This is a genomic window from Pantoea sp. Ap-870 (assembly GCF_011752515.1).
In the GTDB taxonomy this organism is placed as follows: Bacteria; Pseudomonadota; Gammaproteobacteria; order Enterobacterales; family Enterobacteriaceae; genus Pantoea; species Pantoea dispersa.
On the sequence record NZ_VWXG01000001.1, the window covers coordinates 803,846 to 825,265 of the forward strand.

Annotated in this window: 28 protein-coding genes; 11 read left to right on the plus strand and 17 right to left on the minus strand. The window is 54.8% G+C overall.

All coding sequences use genetic code 11. The features are described 5' to 3' along the window. Positions 1 to 50 precede the first annotated feature (50 nt). Complete coding sequence (locus F3J41_RS03925) at positions 51 to 1,016, plus strand: FAD:protein FMN transferase (protein WP_152391094.1); 966 nt, start codon at positions 51 to 53, stop codon at positions 1,014 to 1,016. Here the strand turns inward: F3J41_RS03925 and dcuR are convergent. From dcuR to umuC, 4 genes are all read right to left on the minus strand, one after another. Beyond that, entirely contained in the window at positions 1,010 to 1,729 is a 720-nt protein-coding gene (gene dcuR, locus F3J41_RS03930; protein WP_021506339.1) for a two-component system response regulator DcuR, read from the minus strand. The genes F3J41_RS03925 and dcuR overlap by 7 nt on opposite strands. Beyond that, on the minus strand, positions 1,722 to 3,356 hold the full coding sequence (locus tag F3J41_RS03935) for a sensor histidine kinase (protein ID WP_132462880.1): 1,635 nt from the start codon (positions 3,354 to 3,356) through the stop codon (positions 1,722 to 1,724). Before F3J41_RS03935 ends, dcuR begins: the two co-directional genes overlap by 8 nt. A 114-nt stretch (positions 3,357 to 3,470) precedes the next feature. Beyond that, the gene (gene msrA / locus F3J41_RS03940) at positions 3,471 to 4,007 is read right to left on the minus strand and encodes a peptide-methionine (S)-S-oxide reductase MsrA (RefSeq protein ID WP_021506337.1); all 537 of its coding nucleotides are present in this window, start codon (positions 4,005 to 4,007) and stop codon (positions 3,471 to 3,473) included. 156 nt (positions 4,008 to 4,163) lie between these two features. Beyond that, entirely contained in the window at positions 4,164 to 5,432 is a 1,269-nt protein-coding gene (gene umuC / locus F3J41_RS03945) for a translesion error-prone DNA polymerase V subunit UmuC (protein WP_021506336.1), read from the minus strand. 456 nt (positions 5,433 to 5,888) lie between these two features. On the opposite strand from umuC, the gene F3J41_RS03950 reads away from it, so the two are divergent. Then, complete coding sequence (locus tag F3J41_RS03950) at positions 5,889 to 6,452, plus strand: hypothetical protein (protein WP_059010359.1); 564 nt, start codon at positions 5,889 to 5,891, stop codon at positions 6,450 to 6,452. 95 nt (positions 6,453 to 6,547) lie between these two features. Further along, positions 6,548 to 6,724, plus strand: coding sequence for a hypothetical protein (locus F3J41_RS03955; RefSeq protein WP_021506334.1), 177 nt, complete (start codon positions 6,548 to 6,550; stop codon positions 6,722 to 6,724). 238 nt (positions 6,725 to 6,962) lie between these two features. On the opposite strand, the gene F3J41_RS03960 is transcribed toward F3J41_RS03955, so the two are convergent. From F3J41_RS03960 to F3J41_RS03980, 5 genes are all read right to left on the minus strand, one after another. Then, positions 6,963 to 7,832 carry a manganese catalase family protein gene (locus F3J41_RS03960; RefSeq protein ID WP_166709982.1) on the minus strand — a complete coding sequence of 290 codons (870 nt, stop codon included), beginning with the start codon at positions 7,830 to 7,832 and terminating at the stop codon, positions 6,963 to 6,965. Between the two features lie 36 nt (positions 7,833 to 7,868). Further along, on the minus strand, positions 7,869 to 8,384 hold the full coding sequence (locus F3J41_RS03965; RefSeq protein ID WP_021506332.1) for a ferritin-like domain-containing protein: 516 nt from the start codon (positions 8,382 to 8,384) through the stop codon (positions 7,869 to 7,871). A 27-nt stretch (positions 8,385 to 8,411) separates the two neighbouring features. Further along, positions 8,412 to 8,885, minus strand: coding sequence for a ferritin-like domain-containing protein (locus tag F3J41_RS03970; RefSeq protein WP_021506331.1), 474 nt, complete (start codon positions 8,883 to 8,885; stop codon positions 8,412 to 8,414). Between the two features lie 157 nt (positions 8,886 to 9,042). Further along, positions 9,043 to 9,210, minus strand: a complete 168-nt coding sequence (locus F3J41_RS03975) for a general stress protein (RefSeq protein WP_021506330.1) — start codon at positions 9,208 to 9,210, stop codon at positions 9,043 to 9,045. Positions 9,211 to 9,528: 318 nt separating this feature from the next. Continuing rightward, the gene (locus tag F3J41_RS03980; protein WP_058769659.1) at positions 9,529 to 10,020 is read right to left on the minus strand and encodes a nicotinamide-nucleotide amidohydrolase family protein; all 492 of its coding nucleotides are present in this window, start codon (positions 10,018 to 10,020) and stop codon (positions 9,529 to 9,531) included. Positions 10,021 to 10,252: 232 nt separating this feature from the next. Between F3J41_RS03980 and F3J41_RS03985 the strand changes: the two genes are divergently transcribed. From F3J41_RS03985 to F3J41_RS04010, 6 genes are all read left to right on the plus strand, one after another. After that, positions 10,253 to 10,759: a hypothetical protein gene (locus F3J41_RS03985; protein WP_104092840.1), complete on the plus strand. Its 507-nt coding sequence runs from the start codon at positions 10,253 to 10,255 to the stop codon at positions 10,757 to 10,759. A gap of 12 nt (positions 10,760 to 10,771) precedes the next feature. Beyond that, the gene (locus F3J41_RS03990; protein WP_058776508.1) at positions 10,772 to 11,233 is read left to right on the plus strand and encodes a DUF421 domain-containing protein; all 462 of its coding nucleotides are present in this window, start codon (positions 10,772 to 10,774) and stop codon (positions 11,231 to 11,233) included. A 276-nt stretch (positions 11,234 to 11,509) separates the two neighbouring features. Next, on the plus strand, positions 11,510 to 11,695 hold the full coding sequence (locus tag F3J41_RS03995) for a general stress protein (RefSeq protein WP_072209941.1): 186 nt from the start codon (positions 11,510 to 11,512) through the stop codon (positions 11,693 to 11,695). A 474-nt stretch (positions 11,696 to 12,169) separates the two neighbouring features. Then, positions 12,170 to 12,415 carry a regulatory protein YcgZ gene (gene ycgZ, locus F3J41_RS04000; protein WP_021506325.1) on the plus strand — a complete coding sequence of 82 codons (246 nt, stop codon included), beginning with the start codon at positions 12,170 to 12,172 and terminating at the stop codon, positions 12,413 to 12,415. A 164-nt stretch (positions 12,416 to 12,579) separates the two neighbouring features. Then, on the plus strand, positions 12,580 to 12,870 hold the full coding sequence (locus F3J41_RS04005; RefSeq protein ID WP_059010363.1) for a hypothetical protein: 291 nt from the start codon (positions 12,580 to 12,582) through the stop codon (positions 12,868 to 12,870). A 53-nt stretch (positions 12,871 to 12,923) separates the two neighbouring features. Further along, entirely contained in the window at positions 12,924 to 13,190 is a 267-nt protein-coding gene (locus F3J41_RS04010) for a biofilm development regulator YmgB/AriR family protein (protein ID WP_021506323.1), read from the plus strand. Positions 13,191 to 13,221: 31 nt separating this feature from the next. Here the strand turns inward: F3J41_RS04010 and F3J41_RS04015 are convergent, their stop codons facing one another. Beyond that, positions 13,222 to 13,422, minus strand: coding sequence for a hypothetical protein (locus F3J41_RS04015; RefSeq protein ID WP_021506322.1), 201 nt, complete (start codon positions 13,420 to 13,422; stop codon positions 13,222 to 13,224). A 193-nt stretch (positions 13,423 to 13,615) separates the two neighbouring features. Then, positions 13,616 to 13,915, minus strand: coding sequence for a hypothetical protein (locus F3J41_RS04020; RefSeq protein WP_211075038.1), 300 nt, complete (start codon positions 13,913 to 13,915; stop codon positions 13,616 to 13,618). A 281-nt stretch (positions 13,916 to 14,196) separates the two neighbouring features. Between F3J41_RS04020 and F3J41_RS04025 the strand changes: the two genes are divergently transcribed. Continuing rightward, the gene (locus tag F3J41_RS04025; RefSeq protein ID WP_166709984.1) at positions 14,197 to 16,548 is read left to right on the plus strand and encodes a phosphoketolase; all 2,352 of its coding nucleotides are present in this window, start codon (positions 14,197 to 14,199) and stop codon (positions 16,546 to 16,548) included. 48 nt (positions 16,549 to 16,596) lie between these two features. On the opposite strand, the gene F3J41_RS23530 is transcribed toward F3J41_RS04025, so the two are convergent. From F3J41_RS23530 to F3J41_RS04050, 6 genes are all read right to left on the minus strand, one after another. Continuing rightward, positions 16,597 to 16,719, minus strand: a complete 123-nt coding sequence (locus tag F3J41_RS23530) for a hypothetical protein (RefSeq protein WP_255412066.1) — start codon at positions 16,717 to 16,719, stop codon at positions 16,597 to 16,599. A gap of 79 nt (positions 16,720 to 16,798) precedes the next feature. After that, on the minus strand, positions 16,799 to 17,584 hold the full coding sequence (locus F3J41_RS04030; protein WP_166709986.1) for a hypothetical protein: 786 nt from the start codon (positions 17,582 to 17,584) through the stop codon (positions 16,799 to 16,801). Beyond that, complete coding sequence (locus tag F3J41_RS04035; protein ID WP_031279223.1) at positions 17,584 to 17,781, minus strand: hypothetical protein; 198 nt, start codon at positions 17,779 to 17,781, stop codon at positions 17,584 to 17,586. Before F3J41_RS04035 ends, F3J41_RS04030 begins: the two co-directional genes overlap by 1 nt. A gap of 185 nt (positions 17,782 to 17,966) precedes the next feature. Further along, positions 17,967 to 18,134, minus strand: coding sequence for a general stress protein (locus F3J41_RS04040; protein ID WP_021506316.1), 168 nt, complete (start codon positions 18,132 to 18,134; stop codon positions 17,967 to 17,969). A gap of 276 nt (positions 18,135 to 18,410) precedes the next feature. Further along, a complete protein-coding gene (locus F3J41_RS04045) occupies positions 18,411 to 18,923 on the minus strand; it encodes a GNAT family N-acetyltransferase (protein WP_059010367.1) in 513 nt (170 codons plus the stop codon). 228 nt (positions 18,924 to 19,151) lie between these two features. After that, positions 19,152 to 19,733 (minus strand): LuxR C-terminal-related transcriptional regulator, encoded by a 582-nt coding sequence (locus tag F3J41_RS04050; protein WP_059010369.1) that lies wholly within the window; start codon positions 19,731 to 19,733, stop codon positions 19,152 to 19,154. A gap of 287 nt (positions 19,734 to 20,020) precedes the next feature. Here F3J41_RS04050 and F3J41_RS04055 point away from each other — a divergent pair, with 287 nt between their 5' ends. Next, the gene (locus F3J41_RS04055; protein WP_166709988.1) at positions 20,021 to 21,382 is read left to right on the plus strand and encodes an esterase-like activity of phytase family protein; all 1,362 of its coding nucleotides are present in this window, start codon (positions 20,021 to 20,023) and stop codon (positions 21,380 to 21,382) included. Positions 21,383 to 21,420 lie beyond the last annotated feature (38 nt).

The following is a 21,420-nucleotide window of genomic DNA, read 5'->3' on the forward strand; positions in this document are numbered from 1 at the left end:
GCTATCACGATGCCCGCGCCCTGCGGGCATCGTTCTTTTGCGGGGCCACAATGACAAGCGACGCTGGCGTCCATTCCTATTCTGCCGTCCTCATGGGTTCGCCCATTCTGCTTAAACTGTTCGAAGACAATCCCACGCTGGCCAGCCAGGTCTTTCGCCTGATCAAACAGCAGGAAAACCTGTTTACCGTCAACCGCGCCGAATCTGAAGTGATGGCCATTAATCAGGCAGCCGGACGCCATCCGGTGGTGGTGAGCGCGCCGGTTTTTGCGCTGATTAGCGTGGCGCACGCGGTGAGCATCCTGCCGGACAGCGCGTTTAACTTCACCATCGGTCCGGTGGTGAAACGCTGGAAGATTGGTTTTCAGGGGCGTGAAGTGCCGCCCGCAGCGGAGATTGAGACGCTGCTGCGCCTGACCGATCCGCATCAGGTGGTACTGGATGCCGAACAGCACTCGGTGTTTCTGCCGCTGCCGGGCATGGAGATCGATCTGGGCGCCATTGCGAAAGGCTACATCGCCGATGTGGTGCAGGCATTTCTGCGTCAGCAGGGTGTTGCGCAGGCGCTGATTAATCTCGGTGGCAATGTGCAGACGCTGGGCAGCCCGCCGCATCAGCCGCAGGGCTGGGGTATCGGGCTCAAAAAACCGTTTGGCCGGGACGATGAACTGCTGGGTACGCTGCAGGTGCAGGGCAAATCGGTGGTGACGTCCGGGATTTATGAGCGCTACTTTGAACGCGACGGCCGCTGCTGGCATCACATCTTTGATCCGCGCACCGGCTATCCGCTGGACAATGAGTTATTGAGCGTGACGGTGATTGCCGATCGCTCGCTGGATGGCGATATCTATACCACGCTGCTGTACGGCATGGGCGTAGAGCAGGGGCTGGCGTATCTCGCCGGCCAGCCTGACATCGACGCGGTGTTTGTCACCCGCGATCGGCAGATTATCTGCTCGCCGGCGCGCCATTTCCGCTTCAGCCAGCTGGATTTCAGCTGGCAGCTGCGTCACTGACAGTACTGCTGCAGCAGCGAATGGTACTCCGGCTGCAGGCGATAGCGATACACCGGGCGGCCGGTGGCACCGTAGTGAATGCTGGTGAACAGGATATTAATCTGCGCCAGCCAGATCAGGTATTTGCGACACGAAACGCGCGAAATGTTCACCTCTGCCGCCAGCTCGTCGGTGGAAAACTCATGGCCGGGGTGGGCGTCAATCCACTGACACAGCGTGCGCAGCGTCTGCGGCGTTAAGCCTTTCGGCAGCCGTTTGTTGTCGTGCTGGGTGGCCGGGCTGCCGTGCATCAGCAGATCGAGGTCCGACTGCTGATAGTAGTGCTGATTGTCCATCAGCGATTTTTTCTGCCGCCAGCCGGTCAGCGCCTCTTCAAAACGCGGGAACTGGAACGGTTTGATCAGGTAGTCGACTACGCCGTAGTGCAGCGAGGTTTTGATGTTCTCCGCGTCGGCCGCTGACGAAATGATGATCACTTCTACTGAACTCTGCGCCTGGCGCAGCTCCGGCAGCAGATCGAGCCCGTTCTCCTGCTGCATATAGATATCCAGCAGCACCAGGTCGATCGGCGTTTCGCTATTAAACAGGAACTCGCGCGCCTGCTGCAGCGTCGCGGCGGTACCCACGCAGTGAAAGCCCGGTACCTGGCCGATAAAGCTGCGGTTCAGCTCGGCCACCATGGCGTCATCGTCGACCACTAACACGTTAATCATGCGGTTTGGTTCCTCCATCCCACGGAAGTTGGACTAAAAATTGGGTGAACACGCCGGGCTCGGACTCCACGCTGACGCTGCCGCCGAGGTGCTCCGTCTGCTGTTTCAGCAGGAACAGGCCGACCCCGCGATCCTCGCCTTTGGTAGAGAAGCCCTTGTCAAACACGGTTGCCAGATGCTGCGGCGCAATACCCGGTCCGTCATCGCTCACTTCACAGGTCAGCCAGCCGTTCTGGTAGTGCAGCATGACGTGGATTTCGCCCTCGGTCTGCTCGCTCATCGCATCCAGCGCATTCTCCACCAGATTGCCGACCACGGTGATCAGCGCCGCCATTTGCTGCTCGTTGCCGCTGTCCGGCAGGTAACTGGCATCGCTGATGGTCAGGCGATGGCCGCAATCAGAGGCGCGGTTAATTTTGCTGAGCAGAAAACCGGCAATCACCGGTGATTTGATCTTCTCCAGCAGGAAGCCGATTTCCGTCTGATAGTTATTGGCGGTTTTCAGAATATAGGCTTCTACCTGCGCATAATTTTTCATGTGCAGCAGGCCGAGGATCACGTGCAGCTTATTCATGAACTCGTGCGAGCGCTCACGCAGGGCATCAACATAGTTTACCATGCCGGTCAGACGCTGCATCAGCTGGCTGATTTCGGTCTTGTCCCTGAAGGTGCAGACCGCGCCGATAATGCGTCCCTGACTGCGCACCGGCACGGTGTTGCTCAGCAGCAGTCGGCCATTGACGTTGAGCTCCTCATCGCGCCGTGCGCGACCGCCGTTGAGCACTTCCTGCAGATGCTGATCAATCACTGAGGCATCATAAATGCGCGCGGTACTCACTACGCTGCTGCCCATTTTATCGCTCAGCAGCTGGCGCGCCGCCTGATTGACCAGCGTCACCTCGCCCTGATCGTCCATCGCCACCACGCCTTCCTTGACGGAGTTAAGGATCGCCTGGCGCTGCTCAAACAGGGTGGAAATTTCGTAAGGCTCGAGGCCGAACAGGATGCGCTTCAGCACGCGCACCAGAATGAAGGTGCCAACCGCGCCGGCAAAAGTACCGATCAGAATGGTCCACAGAATGCTCCAGCGACTCTGGTTGATCTGGTCGGTGACCGCTTCCAGCGAGATGCCAATGGCCACCACGCCAATCTGCCGCTGCTGGGCGTCATAAACCGGGGTAAACACGCGCAGCGATTTGGCCAGCGAGCCCTGATTCACGGAGACATTCTCGTTGCCGCGCAGCGCCGGTTCGATGTCCGGGCCGATAAAGTGTTTGCCCACCAGCTCCGGATTACGGTGTGAGTAGCGGATGCCATCCATGTTGGTGATGCTGATAAACAGCAGATGGTTGCTCTCTTCCACCGCTTTGGCGATGGGCTGGATAGCGGCCCGGTCGGGCGGCAGGCGCAGCGCCTGCTGAATTTCGGGTGATTTCGCCAGCGTGCGCGCTACCGCCATGGCTTTATCCTCCAGCTGGCTGCGCGTCGCGGCCCCAATCTGGAAGAAATAAAACATGTGTACGCTCAGCAGCACCAGCACAATCACCGCGCTGAGCATTAGCGTCACCAGGGTGTTGAGCTTCATCGGTCGCCTGCGCGCCGGCGTGGCTTGCTGTGGAGAGGTCATGATCGTGCTCTGCGGAAAACGGGGGGCTATTATGACGGATAATCCGCAGCGGGTCGCGCTAAATGCAGGAAGGCCGTCAGCGATGACGACCTTCCGTGGGGGAGAGCGGGCGGGTTAACCCTGTTTCACCCGGTTAGCGAAGCTTTTACGCAGTTTCTGCAGCTTCGGCGGGATCACCGCCAGGCAGTAACCGTTGCGCTGGCCGGCACCGTCCCAGTAATCCTGATGATAATCTTCTGCCGGGTACCAGGCTTTCAGCGGCTCGATGGTGGTCACCACCGGCACGCTGTGATCTTCCTGCGCGCGGGCAATTGCCGCAATCGCTTCGGCTTCCTGTTCCGCGTTAGCCGGGAAAATCGCCGAACGGTACTGGGTGCCGACATCATTACCCTGACGGTTCAGCTGAGTGGGATCGTGGGTGGCAAAGCTGATGTCCAGCAGATCGCCGTAGCTCACTTTCTCCGGATCGAAGCCTACGCGAATCGCTTCGGCGTGGCCGGTCGCGCCGCTGCACACCTGCTCGTAGGTGGGATTAGGACGTTCACCGCCGGTGTAACCACTTTCGACTGACTCGACGCCAATCACATCTTTAAATACTGCTTCGGTGCACCAGAAACAGCCACCCGCGATAATCGCATATTCGGTTGCCATTGTTTTACTCCTGTCAGGGCGAAAGCGTTAGAGTGGGGGTTCAGCACGCTGAATTCAAGCCGCTTTCTGTTAACATTTCTGGCGCAACCTGGCGCGGCTTAGCCCGACGCTGCTCGCTCATCACGCGTAAACGGCCTGGGCTGATCGCATGCAGCATCATTTGGCCTTCACGCGCGGCACGTCACTAATACGCGTGGTGTAAGCCGGAGACAGCATGTCGCGTTTCATCGCCCAGGGTTTCTGGATGCCCTGACCGGCAAACCACAAGGCACCGCGCTGGTGAGCGTTGATCTTATCCATCAGCGCCATCAGCTGATCGCTGTTACGGCGCGGCTGATAGTCAGCAAACAGATCAAGCTGCGCCACCCCGTCGCTGAAAAAGTCGCCCAGCATTACGCCGCCTTTCAGGTAGCGCTTGCCGGGGATCCAGATGCGATCCAGGCAGTTGAGCGTGGCCTGAATGATGTCGCGGCTGTCGGCGGTAGGGGTAATCAGCGTCTGGCTGGCGGCGTTGGCATAGTAGGGTTGATGCGGATCGTGCGGGCTGGTGCGGATAAAGGTGCCGATGTAGCGGCAATACTGACGCTCGCTGCGCAGTTTCTCCGCTGCGCGTGCCGCATAGCTGGCGATGGCTTCGCGCATATCCTGATAATCGGTAATGCGATCGCCAAACGAGCGCGAGCAGAGGATATTTTGCCGGTGCGGAATCACCTCTTCAAACGCCAGGCAGGGTTCGCCGCGCAGCTCGCGCACGGTGCGCTCCAGCACCACGCCGAAATGCTTGCGGATCAGCGCAGTGGGCGTCTCCGCCAGCTGCAGAGCGGTTTGAATGCCCATCAGGTTCAGCTTGTTCGATAAACGGCGGCCGACGCCCCACACTTCCTCTACGCCCACCCGCTGCATCAGGCCGCGCTGGCGCGCCGGATCAGAGAGGTCCATGACGTTTTCGGCTTTGGTCCAGCGTTTGGCCGCCCAGTTAGCCAGCTTGGCGAGGGTTTTCGTTGGCGCGATGCCGACGCCCACTTTCAGGTGCGTCTCTTTCCACAGGCAGTCACGTACCTGCTGTCCAAAGCGCGTCAGCGAGGTGTAGCCTTCAATTCCGCTGACATCAAGAAAGGCCTCGTCAATCGAGTAGACATCCACGCGCGGCGCCAGCCGGTCGAGCGTCTCCATCACGCGCGCCGACATGTTGCCGTACAGCGCATAGTTAGATGAAAACACCACCACCTGATGACGCATTAGCTCGTCGCGATGTTTAAACCACGGCGCACCCATTTTGATGCCGAGCGCCTTCGCTTCGCGGCTCAGCGAGATAATGCAGCCATCATTGTTTGACAGCACCACGATCGGCCTGCCGCGCAGATCCGGGCGAAACACGGTTTCGCAGCTGGCGTAGAAAGAGTTTACGTCGACCAATGCATACATCATCGGCACCCTAAAAATACTGTATATAAAAACAGTATGTGCCGGAAGTGTGGTAAAGATCAAGCGGCAGGATTGTGCATTGCCGAATGTGAGAGCTGGAGCAAGTTGCTAACTGACCGGTCTCTGAGAGACAAAATTTTTATGATATTTCCGTATCCCAGTCTAATGCGTCGAAACGCCAGCAAGCCTGCCTGGTCGCATGCATTCCTGTGAATAAATTAATAGTCTGAAGGATAATCAGTATTAAACCATAAACCCGCTTAACCGTGAGATTAAAAAGTAAAGTAACGCTATTTTGCTCAACGTTTTTGGCAGTATAAGTAATATAAATAAATAAGGTTTTCACTTACCTCTCGCTGAATTTAATTTCAAGATCTCATTTGATTCTGATCATCTAAATCGGGATGTGGTTATCTTAAAATAATTCTATAGTTATTCGGTTGCAAGGTTATAGGTGTGAGCGATTTATCAATACAGGAAGTTCACGATTACTGTCTCAACTTAACGCAACGTATTATTAAAAGCTTTAACTGGGAAAATATCACCACTGGCGTATTGAGCGAAGCGGATAAGCAATCCCTTGCCGCAGGCATTACGGGGAGTAAGCTCAACTGGGCGTGGGGAATGAAGCGCTATCAGGGGACAGCAAATGACAAAGGGATATTAGATATAAGCCTCAAGGTCGTTGACTATGCAGACCCCGAAGCACTGCATGCTGTTATTATTTGTAAATATGACATGCTGCGTGACGAGTTTGCTATTTGTATGCTGGAAAATTTTATTGCTGATAAAGAGACATCATTATCAGGTAAAGTCTTTATTATAGCGCTGGTATATGCCACGACTTTTTGCGCAATGGTGGGTTTGGATGACGTGCATATCTGCGACCCTGTTCCCGAGGCTCAGACCCGATACCGATCGTATGGGTTTGCTTTCGTATTTGATGCTCCTGATAAAATGTCCTCATCGGTAGAAGAAATACAAGATAAAATACGCGAGAAAGTGAGGCGGTTTTTTTGAGGAAAAGTGAATCAATGCAGGGGTTCAGCATCCTGTTTGATAAATAAACAAGGGTAGGGTAAATTATGGTCACAGCAGGAACTTCAGGAGGCATCATGATTAAGCAAAGTAAAAAAATTGATACATCCAGGGCGATGACTGCTGCCAAACGTTCAGTCGCTTTCTGGTCTTCCATTGATGGTGCGAAGCTTGCCAGAGTAGGTTTTGCAGAAAAAGACGCGGACGTTATTGGTCCGGAGAAGCCATCAGCGAAGGCACGAATCGCCAGTTAACAATATGCAATCGCATCGTTAGCAGAATCAAAGCTCCTGTCCCGGGAGCTTTTTTGCTTTACATGCCTGAGTTTTTAGCAGGCCGGACACAGGTATAAACGCATCCCGGCGGAAAGCTGTTCGGAAGAATTTATGGCAGCAGGACGAAAAAACGGCGTTCCCGTCAGGGAAACGCCGTGGGCCAGGGGCCAGTTACTGCGCGAGAAAAAAACGTGTCACTGCCTGGTCTGACTGAACGTCAGGGCGACTTCTTGCTGCCCGCTTCCGCCCCGGTGATCGGATCGATCAGCGGATCGGACGCGGTGCGTGCGGCCAGCGCGTCAATGTCGCGCTGCTCATCCGGCGACAGCGTCACAGAAGGCAGACCATCGCCGCCATCCACCGCCGGTTGCGGATCGGCCACATAATCGAAGTTATCATCGGAGTTCCAGCTACCACGCACGTCCTCACCTTCTGACATGTTGTAGTAGTTGTGCGCATACTGCTCAATTGGCGGCAGCTTGCCCGGTGGGAAGTTGTCGCGAATGGAGTACAGTGCTTTCTCAAATGAAAGCTGGTGCGCGGCTTCACGCGTCATCAGGAAGCCTAACGCATCCTTCACACCGACATCGTCAGTGACGTTGATCAGGCGTTCATAGATGATTTTGGCGCGCGCTTCGGCGGCGATATTAGAACGCAGATCCGCCGTTACTTCCCCGATGGTATCCACGTAAGCCGCGGTCCACGGCACACCGCCGGAGTTGGTCAGCGGCGGGCCACCGCCATAAAGAATCGAAGTCAGATGGCTATCGTTACCGGCACCCGTGATTGAGCGATACAGTTCGCCTTCCTCTTCAGTGCCTTCGGCCAGCTTGCCTTTGGCGCCTTTATTGAGCATGCCAACCAGCGAGCCGATAATCTCAAGATGGCTGAGCTCCTCGGTAGCGATATCCATCAGCAGGTCGCGGCGTCCTAAATCCTCATCGCCCAGGCCCTGGGTAAAATAGCGCATGGCCGCAGCCAGTTCGCCCTGTGGACCGCCAAACTGCTCTAGCAGCAGATTGGCCAGGCCCGGGTTCGGTGCACTAACGCGCACCGTATACTGCAATTTCTTAACGTGTCGAAACATAGCTCACCTCAAAAAGTCTCTTACGAAAAGAGAAAATCAGCGTTTCGCTTTCGCGTCCGGGTCTTCGCTGCGCAGCAGGAACTGATCGGTCAGTTCAGGCATGTGCGTTAACATCCAGTCCGCCATCGCGATCTCCTGCTCACAGATCTGTTTGAGAATGGCCACGCTCTCCTGATCACCGGCACGCGTGGCGGCGCTGATCAGGCTGGTGTAGCTGCCAATCTCGGCATTCTCGAACACGTAGCCGCTGATAGCGCCTTTCACCACTTCGTCTTCCGCGAAGGTACCGCCAAACGCCTGGCCCATGGCGGCCATTTTCCCCATCACGTCTTTTACGCTGGAGTGGGAAATACCGTGGCGGTCGAGAATGGATTCCAGCAGAGACTGCTGCTGACGGGTTTCTTCGATATGCTGCTCAATGCGGGCCCGCAGCTGCGGGTAGTTTTCCAGGCGTTTTGCCATCTGCTCGAGCATGGTTTCGGCCTGTTTTTCCATGGCGTGAGCGTCGCGCAGCCAGTCGTGATAATGCGAGAGTGCGGATGTGGTCGTCATATCTACCTCCGTTGTACGGCAGTCGCGTTACTGTTTTTCCGCGATATCCGTGAGTTTTTCATCGGTGGATTTTTCTTCTGCCAGCGTGGCAGCCAGCAACTCTGCGGCCTGGTTGAGCTCCAGCTTTTTCGCCATGGCCACCAGCGTGCCGTAAGTGGCGATTTCATAGTGCTCAACCTTCTGCGCCGCGCCGATCAGGCCAGCATCGCGCACCGGGCCGGCTTCGGTGGATTCAATCAGCTCCTGCGCTTCTTCTACCAGGCCTTCCAGTGCATGGCACTTCATACGCATGATGCGCAGCTCATCGTGGCTCTCTACGACCTGATCGAGGCGCTCAATTTGTCCCTGGGTCTCTTCCAGATGTTGCTGAAAAGCGTTTTTTAAACTTTCATCGGAGGCTGCCCGGACCAGTTTGGGTAACGCACGGGTGATCTGTTTCTCCGCGCTGTAAACGTCCGAAAGATCGTGAATAAAAAGATCGAGTAGCGATTTAACTTTCATGGAATATTCTCCGAATCGGTGATTAACGGGAGGCTGAAGCCATTAAGTGATAACGCGATTAAGAGAGGGAATGAAACGAAGCAATAAATCCCTGTCATCCTGTTGATGACGGAGCATTCCCTGCTCCGAGACATTCCTTACTCTGCGTTACAGCGCATCAGGAATCGCGATGGCTATTCTGTCCGCCTTTTTTGCCGGCTTCGGACGCTTTCTCACGGTCGTTTTTGAAATTACCGCCGCTGTTTTGTCCGCCTTTTTTACCCGCTTCAGATGCTTTCTCTTTGTCTTCTGCGAAATTACCTGAACCGCCTCTATGCTCTGTCATACTATTACCTCGTGATGAGTAATAAATAACATGACGCATCTGCCGCCATGCATGTTTTGCACACTTAATACTAATGCAGGCTGCCTCACTGACAAGCGCGACGGCTATATTTTTCACGCCTCGCTAACGCTATATGAATGAGAAGGCTGAAGATTGTGGCGTAAAATAACCACGCTATTTTTAGCGAGCCGGTCAATATTACGGTCTCGCTTTTAACCTGCCTGATGATTATTTATGCTCAATACATTTTCCTCCGGTGGGAATTTTATCCGCCCGGCTTATTTTATTGACGTTTAATCATTGAACGGCGAAGCGGCGCTAAATAGCGTCGAGCAGACGGTTCAATTCCGCCAGACTAAAAAGGGTTGCTTTGCGCACCACTTCTTCACCTTCACCTGAAAACCATTGTCGGCTGGTGTGCACGCTGCCATCTGCCAGACACCATGCAAACCACACGGTGCCGGCTGGCGTGCCGTCCTCACCGCCGTCCGGGCCGGCATAGCCACTGACGGCAATAGCCAGCGTATCCCCGGAGAGCTTTTTCGCGCCGCAGGCCATCTCCCGTACCGCGGCTTCACTGACGGCGGTATCACGCGCCAGCGTCTCTGCGCTGACGCCCAGCACGCGCTGCTTCGCCTGATTGGTGTAAGTAATAAAGCCGCTGCTGTAAAAGCGGCTACTGTCGCTGGCGGCCGCCAGCGCGGAACCGACCCAGCCAGAGGTGCAGGATTCGGCGGTGGTGACGCTCAGGCCGGCGGCCAGTAATTTATTACCCACTTCGGTCGCTAAATTAACCAGTTCTTCATCCATATTCTGTATCCCTTGTCAGAGTGAAATTAATAAACGCCGTCTCTGCCGCTGCTCATATGCATTGCCAGCGGCGTGCATCCGAATTATAGGAGTAATTTCTGCACCGCTGCTCAGCCGAATTAAACTGTTACCGAAGCTCCCGGCGTTTACCGCTAAGCTTAAAATTCAGGACGAAGAGGAAATAACCGTAGCGATAAGATGTCAGCTAATTAACTGTAAGAGGAATAACGCCATGAAGAAAGATGAGTTAGCCAGCCGTGATTATCCGGTACAGGAGGATATGCGCTGGCAACGCAGGGAGAGCGTTATACAGCGTATCGGTGAATACGTGCTGATGGTGATTGTGATCCTGGGTGCCTGCGGGCTGTTTTCCAAAGGCATATTAAGTGACGGGCAGGCGCAGTCGGCTGATGGTTCCGTCAGCCTGCGCTATGAACGTTTTGGTCGCATCGACAGCAATATGAACCTGCGGATTCGCGTGGCACCGCAGAGCGGCGAGCGTTTCACCGTCACGCTAGGCAGCGGCGCGTTAGACGATTTGCAGATCCAGACGCTACAGCCACAGCCACAGCAGGCCATCACGCGGGATAACACGCTGCAGCTGACTTACGCCAGCGAGGCGGCAGAAGGTCATGTGATCTGGCTGGGGATTCAGCCGCAGGCGGCGGGACGGGTTGCGCTGAGCGTGCACGTCAATCATCAGGTACCGGTAAAGGTATCGCAGTGGATTTACCCATAAAAGGAGAGCGTTATGGAAACGGTATTACGCGCAGCCGCCATTTATCTGTTGTTAATGGTGGTATTTAAAATTGCCGGTCGACGCACACTGCTGCAAATGACCTCATTCGATTTGATTCTGCTGCTGATTATTAGCGAAGCCACACAGCAGGCATTGCTGGGTGATGACTTTTCCGTTACCGGTGCCAGCCTCACCATCATTACCTTAATCACTATTGATATTGTGCTGGGCAAACTCAAAGCGCGCTTTCCGCTATTCGAACAAATGGCGGAGGGAGGACCGCTGGTTTTGGTGGAGCATGGCCGGATATTAACGCAGCGGCTAAAAATGTCGGGCATCAGCCGGGAAGATATCCTGGAGGCCGCGCGTTCAGGTCAGGGGCTGGAACGCATCGATCAAATTAAATACGCGGTGCTGGAAGTGAGCGGTCATATTTCCATCATCCCGGAAAATTCAGATAAAACTGAAAAATAGCAACAATCTCTCAATACTTGTTTGTGATGCAGATCACACTTTTGTTAATTAATTGATTTTATACCACTAAAATTATTTTGTACAAGTTTGAAAAAAAAATCTTTACAAGCAACCCGCTATAAGCGCAGCGGTGAAAATAACCATTTGCGCATGGCTTTTTGTCAGCGCAAATATGCATATTAAATGTTGTTTTATCTCCAATCCCATCCATATTGTTCCTGTGTGGAGATATTCTGTCGTTTAACTACTTAATTATTTTTATCAATGGGGTGACATATGACACAACGACGTGGTGGTGCAGGTAATTTTGCAGAAAATACCGAGCGTGCTCGCGAAGCGGGTAAAAAAGGCGGCAGCGTCAGCAGCGGGAATTTTAAAAACTGTCCGGAAAGGGCAGTAGAAGCGGGCAGGCGCGGTGGAAAAGTGAGTCGCCGCGGCAAAACCGCAACGGCGGAAGCTTAAACCGCCTTCTTTAAGGTAAATGCAGTCAGCGTAATCCTTAAGCTGCCATGCAGGCAGTCTTAATCGCTAACGCAGCGGCGCAATTCAGGGAGTGGTCCATTGCGCCGCACGCATTTTATATCACCAGCTGCCGTGCTGCAGGGAACGAAAAAATGACGCGCGGTAATATCTGATAAGCGCAGCGGCTGCAACCGCCAATAACGATTGTTAGCGCGAGAGGAAATAAGTAACAGGCAGATTAGGTGGCACTGATAACGAAGCGATACGTTATCGACTCATTATTAATGTGGACCTGATCGGGCGTTGACGATGTTAAAAAATTTCAATTTATGCATGGGTTAATAACTTTTCGGTAGCACTTTTTGCAACAAAAAAACCCCATTCTCTTGTTTATCCTCTTGTACAGATTTTGAAAAACTTGTACAACTTAGCCAGAACATTTTTCTGACAATTTAATGTTAACGGGAGTCACTTATGCGCCAGAACGGATACACTCCGAACTCAGTCGAGGCGATTGCCAACTATTTTAGCAAAGCCACGCTGCCTTCGCAGCAGGAGACGCTGGGCCAGGTCGTGGTCGAAATCCTGCGTGAAGGCCGTAATCTGAACCGTAAATCGCTGTGTACTAAGCTGCTGCGTCGTCTGGAGCTCGCTTCTACCACGGAAGAAGAGCACCATTATCACCAGCTGATTGGCCTGCTATTTGAACGCGAGAGCTGAGAGCGAAGCGAAAGCGTCCAGGTTGTACACACGAAAACGCCATTCTGATAACGTATCACTGCATGTATGACTTGTGACGGGCTGTATCGCGCCGCAGGATAGCGGCGCTGTTTTTCTGTCGCGTTCCCGGTCGGGGCAGGCAGCATGCAGAGATTTATTATGTTATGAACAGAAGAGAACACCAGACTCTTATTGATGAGATCATCGGCGAAGCGGCGTTAACACTGCTGCAGCGCTCCGGGCCGGTCACCACCCAGGCGTTGCTTGATGAGCTCCACATTATGCAGCAGCAGGCCAGCGATGATGCGCAGGCGGCTGCGATTCGCACTGCAATCGATGAAGTCCGGTCGAGCATGACGGCTGGACAAAAGCGGCGTGGCGAACAATCGGATCGCGATAATGTGCATCCGCTGTTTGGCCACAACGGTCAGGGTGGCGGCAGCCGCAAGCACTGACTGACCGTTAAATTATAATCTGACTGTATTGCTCACAGTACGGGAAAAGAACGATGTCGGAGAATCACTCTCTCTATTCTGCGCTGCCGGACACGGAACTGGCGGCGCATTTTCGCGATGCCGGAGTGGCATTGAGTGAAGAGGCCGCGGTACTGAATGATGTCATTCGTAGCGTGCTGGCCAGCGAAGGCCGCGTCAGTAACAAATCCATCATTCTATGTCTGATTATGGCGCTGGAAGCGACACAGGACGAAGCGCAGGCAAGTGTGCTGCGCAGAACGCTGGAAATTGTGGTGGGTTATACGCCAGACGACGCCTGAGGTAGTGGTCCCCGCGCAGGCGGGGATCGGTTCAGTGCATAAGATCTGCCAGTAGCCTTATTGCGGCATCGCAGCGATGCCGGAAATCCTCATCACGCGCGTCTGCTTTCATCGTATGCAGCACCTGCGTCACGTCATGTATCCTGAATACGCTACCTTCCCTGATAAATTCCGTCACCGCGATGCCTATCAGCGCATACAGATCCGGTGCAGGACGGTTAACTTGTTTCACGTCACCTCCGGGACTTGTATATCCGTACAGTGTTACACAGGTGATAACAACCCAACACCTTTTTCTGCTGTCAGTGAAAATGGCACAGGTTATTAGTCAGACACATTGCCAGGTGTTATCACGCTGCGCGAATAGTAATACGCTGCTGTAGCAGACTCATGCAACTAAAAAATGGTTAAGCATGCCGATAACTCTATTTTAGCGCTGCGCTTATTGCGCCCGGAACATTCACCGACACGCTGCGCGGCGGGCGGGAATTATCGCGCCTGCTGCGACCGAGATTAAATTTATGCAGCCAGCTGCGATACTGCCTGATTAATTCCTGCGCATTTTTTTCATCACTGACGCGACAAATAAACAGCTGGCTCATGGTCTGGTGCTCAGCCGCCGTGGCGTAGATCTCGCAGGTCATCTCGCGTTGCTGCAGTTCAATCGCCGTAAAATGTAACTGCGGCCACTGTTGCAGTCGGTTAGCGAACATTTTGTAGTCCATTTTAGGATCCTTTTATTTTTCTATTTTCTACTGGTATTACCTGTAGAAGGCACAATAGACCAAAAGTGAAAAAGCGCCAGTTTTGCGGGTCACGACCCATTAAATAGTGCACAAAATGGAAAAAATATTTACGTGTACAGCTTTTACCGCTGCGCTTATATTTTCGTGAAAGATTGAATAAGCGCAGCGGTTAATAGCAACAGTGCAGAAATACCGTCTGGCTCGCAGCATCGCCTATCCTCTATTAGGGTTAACTGATGGCTAACCAAAGGAGAAGAGGCATGACCAATCCGAGTGCCGCCGATGAACTGGCGCTGATCGATCGCTACTGGAGCGCCGCCAATTATCTGTCCGTCGGGCAAATCTACCTGATGGCCAACCCGCTGTTACGCGAACCACTGCAGCCCGGGCATATCAAGCCACGTCTGCTCGGCCACTGGGGCACGACGCCCGGCCTGAACTTTATCTATGCGCACCTCAACCGCATCATCCGCCAGCGCGAGGTGGATCTGCTGTACGTCTGTGGTCCGGGGCACGGCGGTCCGGGTATGGTGGCGAACAGCTGGCTCGAAGGCAGCTACAGCGAAATCTATCCGCACGTCAGTGAAGATGCCGCCGGTATGCAGCGGCTGTTTAAGCAGTTTTCGTTTCCCGGAGGCATTCCCAGCCATGCGGCACCAGAAACGCCGGGCTCGATTAATGAAGGCGGCGAGCTGGGCTATTCGCTGTCGCATGCGTTTGGCGCGGTTTTCGATCATCCGCAGCTGATCGTACCCTGCGTGATTGGTGACGGCGAAGCCGAAACCGGGCCGCTTGCCGCCAGCTGGCACGGCATCAAATTCCTCAATCCGCAGCGCGATGGTGCAGTGCTACCCATTCTGCATCTGAACGGCTACAAAATTGCCAACCCGACGCTGCTGGGGCGCAGCAGTGATGACGATCTGCAGCAGCTGTTCAGCGGTTACGGTTATGAGCCGCTGTTTGTCTGCGGGCACGAGCCGGCCGACATGCACCAGCAGATGGCGGCAGCGCTGGATAACGCGTTTGATAAGATTGCCGCTTATCAGCAGCAGGCACGCAGCGGCCAGGCAGAGCAGGCGATCCCGCGCTGGCCGATGATTGTGCTGCGCAGCCCGAAGGGCTGGACCGGCCCGAAAGAGGTGGACGGTAAAAAGGTGGAAGATTTCTGGCGTGCGCATCAGGTGCCGGTGGCGGCGTGTCGCGAAGACGCGTCGCATCGGCAGGTGTTAGAGCAGTGGCTGCGCAGCTATCAGCCGGAGGATCTGTTTGACGAGGCGGGTAAGCTCAGGCCGGAACTGCGTGCGCTGGCGCCGCAGGGGGATAAACGCATGAGCGCCTCGCCCTATGCCAACGGTGGCCGGCTGCGACGCACGCTCAACACGCCGGACATCCGCGAGTTTGCGCTCGACACCGGCGCGCCGGGCAGCCAGCGCGGCGAAGCCACTAAACAGTTCGGCCACTACCTCAGCGCGATTTTTCAGCGCAACGCCGATAACTTCCGGCTGTTCGGGCCAGATGAGACCGCCTCGAATCGCCTGACGCCGGTTTTTGACGTCACCAGCCGCAGCTGGATGGCAGATATCGAACCGTATGATGAGCAGCTGGCGCGTGACGGTCGGGTGATGGAAATTCTCAGCGAGCACCAGTGTCAGGGCTGGCTGGAGGGCTATCTGCTGACCGGACGACACGGGCTGTTTAACTGTTATGAAGCCTTTATCCATATTGTCGACTCGATGTTTAACCAGCACGCCAAATGGCTGAAGGTGACGCGCAAACTGGGCTGGCGTCAGCCGATTTCGTCGCTCAACTATCTGTTGTCTTCACACGTCTGGCGCCAGGATCACAACGGATACAGCCATCAGGATCCCGGTTTTATCGATCACGTGGCGAATAAAAAGGCGGATATCGTGCGCATCTATCTGCCGCCAGACGCGAACACCCTGCTGTGGGTGGGCGATCACTGTCTGCGCACCTGGGATCGCATCAACGTGATTGTCGCCGGCAAGCAGCCGTCACCGCAGTGGCTGGATATCGACAGCGCCATTGCCCACTGCGAGGCGGGTATGGGCGAATGGCGCTGGGCGAGCGATGACGGCGAGCCGGACGTGGTGATGGCCTGCGCCGGCGATGTGCCCACCATGGAGACGCTGGCGGCGGTGGATCTGCTGCGAAACTATCTGCCCACGCTGCGCATTCGCGTAGTCAACGTGGTGGATCTGCTGGCGCTGCAGACGCAGCAGCAGCACCCGCACGGCAAGTCGGAAGAGGATTTCGATGCGCTGTTTACCCGCGACAAACCGGTAATTTTCGCCTTTCATGGCTATCCCAGCCTGATTCATCGTCTGACCTATCAGCGCAGCAATCACGCCAATTTCCACGTGCACGGCTTCAACGAAGAGGGCACCACCACCACGCCGTTTGATATGACGGTGCTCAACGAGCTGGACCGCTATCATCTGGCGCAGGCGGCGATTTTGCATGTGCCGGGCCTGGCCGATCGCCATCCTGAATTGCTCGACGACCTGCAGCAGCGCATCGCGGAGCACCACCGCTACGTGCGCGAATACGGTGAAGACGTGCCGGAAGTACGTAACTGGCTGTGGCCGGGCTAACCCGACCCGGGCGCGAAAAAAAAACCGCCTGAGAAGGCGGTTTATGGTTTATTCGGCCTGTTTATCCCCGGATTCAGGCGCGCTGGTTTCGTCATCTTTCGGCTTCTGGTCGGGGCTGTTTTTACGCGGATCGTAATCCGGCTGGTCGCCGTGAACGGGACGATCGGTCATTGCATACTCCTTAGCGGTTACCACGTGACGCCGCGTCACTGTTACCAGATAACGCGGATGTAAAGGGCGGCTGGGCATTTCAGCCCGGTATGTTCCGCCGTTTCTCTGCCTGCTGGCATTTTCCCATGGCCAGCGCGCTGGCGCTGGCGGGATCGAACAGCGACAGGCTCTCAATCTGATCAACCATCAGGACCTTGCGGAACTCCAGCGCGCTTTTCGGCGTGGAAACAAAGCTGATGTCGTGCTGGTGATACCAGCGGCTGTAGTTGTGCTCTACGGCCAGATTCAGCGTGCGCGAATCACGGTAGCCGCTGAGCATCGGAATCAGCACGATGTTGGCGGTGCTGGGATATTCAAAAGTAGCGGCGTGAATCATGCCGATGTAGATACGGCGCGATTTCAGCGTAACCCAGGCCAGTTCGCCTTCTTCCATGCAGTGCAGCAGCAGTTGTTCAATACCGTTAGAGCGCGACAGGCGCTGATATAGCTCTTTGCGACTGCCGGCGGTCAGCCGCGCGCTGCCGGAATTGGAACGATACACACAAAACAGCACGGCAAACGCCAGCATGATCACCACCGGTGCCTGAATGCCGAGAAAACTCCATGTCATGAAATCGACGTGCCAGCGCGCATGGAGATCGGCAGACAGCGCCAGGCTGTTATTGATGGCCGATGCCGCCAGCAGTAGCAGCCAGACCAGGCCGGTGGCGACCACGCCCTGAACGACAAAAATGCAGCCGTACAGCGCAATGAGAAAATAGACGTCCCAGCCAAAGGAGCGTTTTATTTTCAGGCGGCTGGACATATCGCGACTGGTATACCAGTAGCCGCAGACCATCAGCACCATAAATATCGCGGTTCCCATCAGATATCCTTTAAGCGCTTAATATGATCGGCGAAGTCCTGCTGTACCTGTGGACTAAGGGGATTAACCGAAGCGTTACCGTCTTCGTCAATAATAATCCGGTCACCTTCCTGAATGGATTCACGAATATCCTGGCGGCTCATCACCTGCAGTAATGATTCCGGACTGGAAAAAAGAGAGGTAAAATAGCGCAATATCACGTCAGGCTGTTCCTGTAAGGCAATAAATAGTTAATTGATCATATAACGTTTTCTGCCAGATTCAGGCGGTTTCAGAGTTATCTGTTAAACGTGAGGAAAGTCAGCGCAGGGTAAGATAATAATCCGGGGGTAACGGCGCGCTCCCTGCGCCATGGCCGCCTCATCCTGTGCTGGCCGGCTAATCACGAGCCGCGATTGCTGCTCTGACCGCCTTTTTTACCGGCTTCGGACGCTTTTTCGCGGTCGTTTTTAAAGTTGCCGCCGCTGTGCTGTCCGCCTTTTTTACCGGCTTCTGATGCTTTCTGTTTATCTTCTGCGAAATTACCTGAACCGCCTCGATGCTGAGTCATAATATATCCTCTTCATGAGTAATAAATAACATGACGTTGTTGCGCTGTCATGTGCGTGTTGCGTATTTAATAGTAATCGCTGGTGCTATTTCTGCAAGCGTGACGGCGCATAAAAAAGGGCGTTTTTATTTTTTATCTTAGTTTGTTGAAATAACAATAATTCTGCGCTGTCGCTGCGCTTATTTAAAAATTTTGCGGCGGTGAAGTAATAAAATGAAACACTCCAGTGCACCCAACCGGCCGGGCCAGACAGCTGACCCGGCGCCGTGAGCCACGCTAAATAACCATGCCTAAAATCTGCAGGGTGCTCTGTTGCGAAGCAGTAATAAAAGGAATGTCTTTGATGTGCTGCATGCCAAAGGCTTCATAAAATTTGCGTGCGCGCACGTTCTCGCCCATCACTTCCAGCCACAGATAGCCTTCCTGCTTATCGCGCGCGGCGTGGATAATGCTTTCGAACATGCGCCGGCCATAGTTTTTACCGGTTTCCTGCGGGTTGAGGTAGAGCTTATTCAGCTGGGCACCGCTCATGCCGGAGTCCGGTACCGGCGTGTTCCAGGTCACTTTGGCAAAGCCGATGGGTTTGTTGGTTTCGGCAATCAGCCAGCTCTCGTTGGGGGCCACCAGGCTGCTGCGCAGTTCGGCCAGGCCGTACTCTTTGTCGATGAATTCATCCAGCTCGGCTTCGGAGACCCACATATGTTTGAAGTGGGCGCTGTAGGTCATGCGCCCCAGCTGATGCAGCAGTTCGGCATCATCAGGCTGCGCGTTGCGTATGGTGAATTCCATGCCAGTCTTCCTTCAGTTTTTATGTTTTATCCTGCGTTACGGCAGAGTAGGGGTGTCAGCGGGCATCCTGCCCGTACAGGTGACCCGTCATTATGCGCGAATCAAACCGGGTGTCATCCCTTTTGCGGTAAGGATGTTGGCTGAATGTCTTGATTTTTTAACAGGAAAGGAGGCAGGCGCAGGATGTCCAGCGGGCTGAACATCCTGAATTGAGGCGGGAGGCGCGAATCAAAAGCCGTAGCTGGTGAGGCGATGGTAAAAATCCATGTGGTTTTTACAGCCCAGCTTGCGTGAGATGGTGTTCTTGTAGTGGCTGATGGTCTTATTGCTGAGGTGCAGCGCATGCCCGATCTCAGTCATGCGGCGCGGACCCGCCAGCCAGCGCAGCAGCGTGAACTCGCGCTCGGTCAGCACATCGGCGTTGCCGTGCGGTACGGCGACGGCGGCAACGTTTTCCGGCGTCAGCACCGCACTGACCAGCGTCGCCAGCGGGCATTTTTTACTCAGGATCAGCGCTTTCTTCAGGTGGCGGGCCACGTAATTCAGCACGGCTTCATCGCTGATGTCGGTGAGAATCACCAGCTCAACGCCCGGCGTTTTGAGCTGCATCAGCAGCAGGCTACGCAACGTCTCTTCCAGGTTTTTACTGGCAAAATGCAGCTCGCTGATCACCACGTTGCGCCCGTGTCCGGTGGGGATTGGGTCATCCGGCGAGGTGAGCGTCAGGCAGCTTATCATCTGCCCGGAAAAGTAGAGGCGCAGACCTTCCGTAATCCAGCGGTCGCTATCCATAGTGAAGATGTTCAGCATTGTTTCCTCCTGTGCTCGCGGTTAACCCATTTGAACGGAAACCGCGCGGAGCCGATATCAGACGGCCTGCGTCAGGTTGTAGGAAAAGGCTGAGAAATGTCCGGGATGGCTGAGCTGCAGGGGGACAACATGAAAGCTGGTTTCTGATGAATGAAGCAAAACCGGTACGGTGGCGAACCGGGGAGATCGCCCGGGATGATGTCAGCTGCCACTGTTGCTCTGCAATTTCATTTTCCTGTCATTTTTAGTCTTTAGGGTGTCAGCTCCTCTGTATGGACATGAATAATATGAAAAGAAAAACGCTTCCTTTGATTCTCGGTTGTACCCTCTCGTTATCCACGCTAGCGGCGCAGCCGCAAACCGAACGCTATAGCGTCACTTTTCCTCAGGGGACGCGCGTCAGCTACAGCGGTGCGTTCGCCAGCGCGTTTCCGGAGGGTTTGCCGGTGGGCATCGGTTCCGGTTTGCTGTTTACCGGCAGGCAGGGAGACACGCTCAACTTTGTGACCGTCACCGACCGCGGACCGAACGCCGACTCGCCTGACATGGGTAAACAGGAGTCGAAAATTTTCGTCACGCCGGACTTCGCGCCACTGCTGATGAATATCCAGGTGAAGAACGGCAAAGCGCAGGCGACGGACGCCCGACCGCTGCACGACGCAAAGGGCAATATTAACGGCTTGCCGCTGCAGAATGGCGTCATCGGGTCAACCAATGAGATCGCGCTAAGCGATAAATTGAACGTGCTGCAGGGCGATAACCGGGGTCTGGATACGGAAGGCATTACGCTGGACGGGAAGGGCGGTTACTGGCTGTGCGATGAGTATGGTCCGTTCCTGATTAACGTTGATAAGCAGGGCAGGATTCTGGCGATTCACGGGCCGCAGGCCATGGAAGGGGAAAAATCGATCGCGGGTGGTCTGCCGAACGTTCTTAAATGGCGCCAGCCAAATCGTGGCTTTGAAGGGATCACGCGCATGCCGGATGGACGTATCATCGCCGCGGTGCAGAGCACGCTCGATATCAACGGGAAAAGTAAAAAGCAGGCACGCTTTACCCGCCTGGTGAGCTTCGATCCGGCCACCGGGAAAACCGCGATGTATGGTTACCCTATCGACAGCGAGGCGTACAGTAAAAACAGCGACGCGAAAATTGGCGATATCGTGGCGATCGATAATCAGCATATCCTGCTGATTGAGCAGGGCAGCGACAAAGACGACGCGATGCGTAACCTTATCTATAAGGTGGATCTCAGTCAGGCCACCGATCTGGCCACATTCGATAAGGCCGGTGACTACCCGGAGTTTGACGACGCAAAAACGCTGGCGCAGCGCGGCATCGTGCTGGCAACGAAAACGCGGGTGGTGGATCTGCGTCAACTCGGCTGGCAGCAGGAGAAGGCCGAAGGGCTGGCACTGATCGACAGCAACACGCTGGCGGTCATCAATGACAATGACTTCGGCGTGAAAATGGTGCTGCAAAATCCGGTGGAAGGTAAGAAGCGCAAGGATTATCGGGTCAACGACCAGGGGAAGCTGACGGTAGATGATAAGCCAGTTGCCACCACCATCAGCGTGAAGCCGCTGGATAAAGCCAGCTCGGACAGTGAGTTGTTTATCATAACGCTGGCGGAACCGCTGCAACCCTAGAGGCTGCCTTGCTAGCGCTGAACACCGGTGCCAGCACG

Excerpts from the sequence above, each read along its gene's own strand:
- F3J41_RS03925 (WP_152391094.1), top strand. The coding sequence starts at position 51 with ATGACAAGCGACGCTGGCGTCCATTCCTATTCTGCCGTCCTCATGGGT.
- dcuR (WP_021506339.1), bottom strand. The coding sequence starts at position 1,729 with ATGATTAACGTGTTAGTGGTCGACGATGACGCCATGGTGGCCGAGCTG.
- F3J41_RS03935 (WP_132462880.1), bottom strand. The coding sequence starts at position 3,356 with ATGACCTCTCCACAGCAAGCCACGCCGGCGCGCAGGCGACCGATGAAG.
- msrA (WP_021506337.1), bottom strand. The coding sequence starts at position 4,007 with ATGGCAACCGAATATGCGATTATCGCGGGTGGCTGTTTCTGGTGCACC.
- umuC (WP_021506336.1), bottom strand. The coding sequence starts at position 5,432 with ATGTATGCATTGGTCGACGTAAACTCTTTCTACGCCAGCTGCGAAACC.
- F3J41_RS03955 (WP_021506334.1), top strand. The coding sequence starts at position 6,548 with ATGATTAAGCAAAGTAAAAAAATTGATACATCCAGGGCGATGACTGCT.
- F3J41_RS03960 (WP_166709982.1), bottom strand. The coding sequence starts at position 7,832 with ATGTTTCGACACGTTAAGAAATTGCAGTATACGGTGCGCGTTAGTGCA.
- F3J41_RS03965 (WP_021506332.1), bottom strand. The coding sequence starts at position 8,384 with ATGACGACCACATCCGCACTCTCGCATTATCACGACTGGCTGCGCGAC.
- F3J41_RS03970 (WP_021506331.1), bottom strand. The coding sequence starts at position 8,885 with ATGAAAGTTAAATCGCTACTCGATCTTTTTATTCACGATCTTTCGGAC.
- F3J41_RS03975 (WP_021506330.1), bottom strand. The coding sequence starts at position 9,210 with ATGACAGAGCATAGAGGCGGTTCAGGTAATTTCGCAGAAGACAAAGAG.
- F3J41_RS03980 (WP_058769659.1), bottom strand. The coding sequence starts at position 10,020 with ATGGATGAAGAACTGGTTAATTTAGCGACCGAAGTGGGTAATAAATTA.
- F3J41_RS03985 (WP_104092840.1), top strand. The coding sequence starts at position 10,253 with ATGAAGAAAGATGAGTTAGCCAGCCGTGATTATCCGGTACAGGAGGAT.
- F3J41_RS03990 (WP_058776508.1), top strand. The coding sequence starts at position 10,772 with ATGGAAACGGTATTACGCGCAGCCGCCATTTATCTGTTGTTAATGGTG.
- F3J41_RS03995 (WP_072209941.1), top strand. The coding sequence starts at position 11,510 with ATGACACAACGACGTGGTGGTGCAGGTAATTTTGCAGAAAATACCGAG.
- ycgZ (WP_021506325.1), top strand. The coding sequence starts at position 12,170 with ATGCGCCAGAACGGATACACTCCGAACTCAGTCGAGGCGATTGCCAAC.
- F3J41_RS04005 (WP_059010363.1), top strand. The coding sequence starts at position 12,580 with ATGAACAGAAGAGAACACCAGACTCTTATTGATGAGATCATCGGCGAA.
- F3J41_RS04010 (WP_021506323.1), top strand. The coding sequence starts at position 12,924 with ATGTCGGAGAATCACTCTCTCTATTCTGCGCTGCCGGACACGGAACTG.
- F3J41_RS04020 (WP_211075038.1), bottom strand. The coding sequence starts at position 13,915 with ATGGACTACAAAATGTTCGCTAACCGACTGCAACAGTGGCCGCAGTTA.
- F3J41_RS04025 (WP_166709984.1), top strand. The coding sequence starts at position 14,197 with ATGACCAATCCGAGTGCCGCCGATGAACTGGCGCTGATCGATCGCTAC.
- F3J41_RS23530 (WP_255412066.1), bottom strand. The coding sequence starts at position 16,719 with ATGACCGATCGTCCCGTTCACGGCGACCAGCCGGATTACGATCCGCGT.
- F3J41_RS04030 (WP_166709986.1), bottom strand. The coding sequence starts at position 17,584 with ATGGGAACCGCGATATTTATGGTGCTGATGGTCTGCGGCTACTGGTAT.
- F3J41_RS04040 (WP_021506316.1), bottom strand. The coding sequence starts at position 18,134 with ATGACTCAGCATCGAGGCGGTTCAGGTAATTTCGCAGAAGATAAACAG.
- F3J41_RS04045 (WP_059010367.1), bottom strand. The coding sequence starts at position 18,923 with ATGGAATTCACCATACGCAACGCGCAGCCTGATGATGCCGAACTGCTG.
- F3J41_RS04050 (WP_059010369.1), bottom strand. The coding sequence starts at position 19,733 with ATGCTGAACATCTTCACTATGGATAGCGACCGCTGGATTACGGAAGGT.
- F3J41_RS04055 (WP_166709988.1), top strand. The coding sequence starts at position 20,021 with ATGAAAAGAAAAACGCTTCCTTTGATTCTCGGTTGTACCCTCTCGTTA.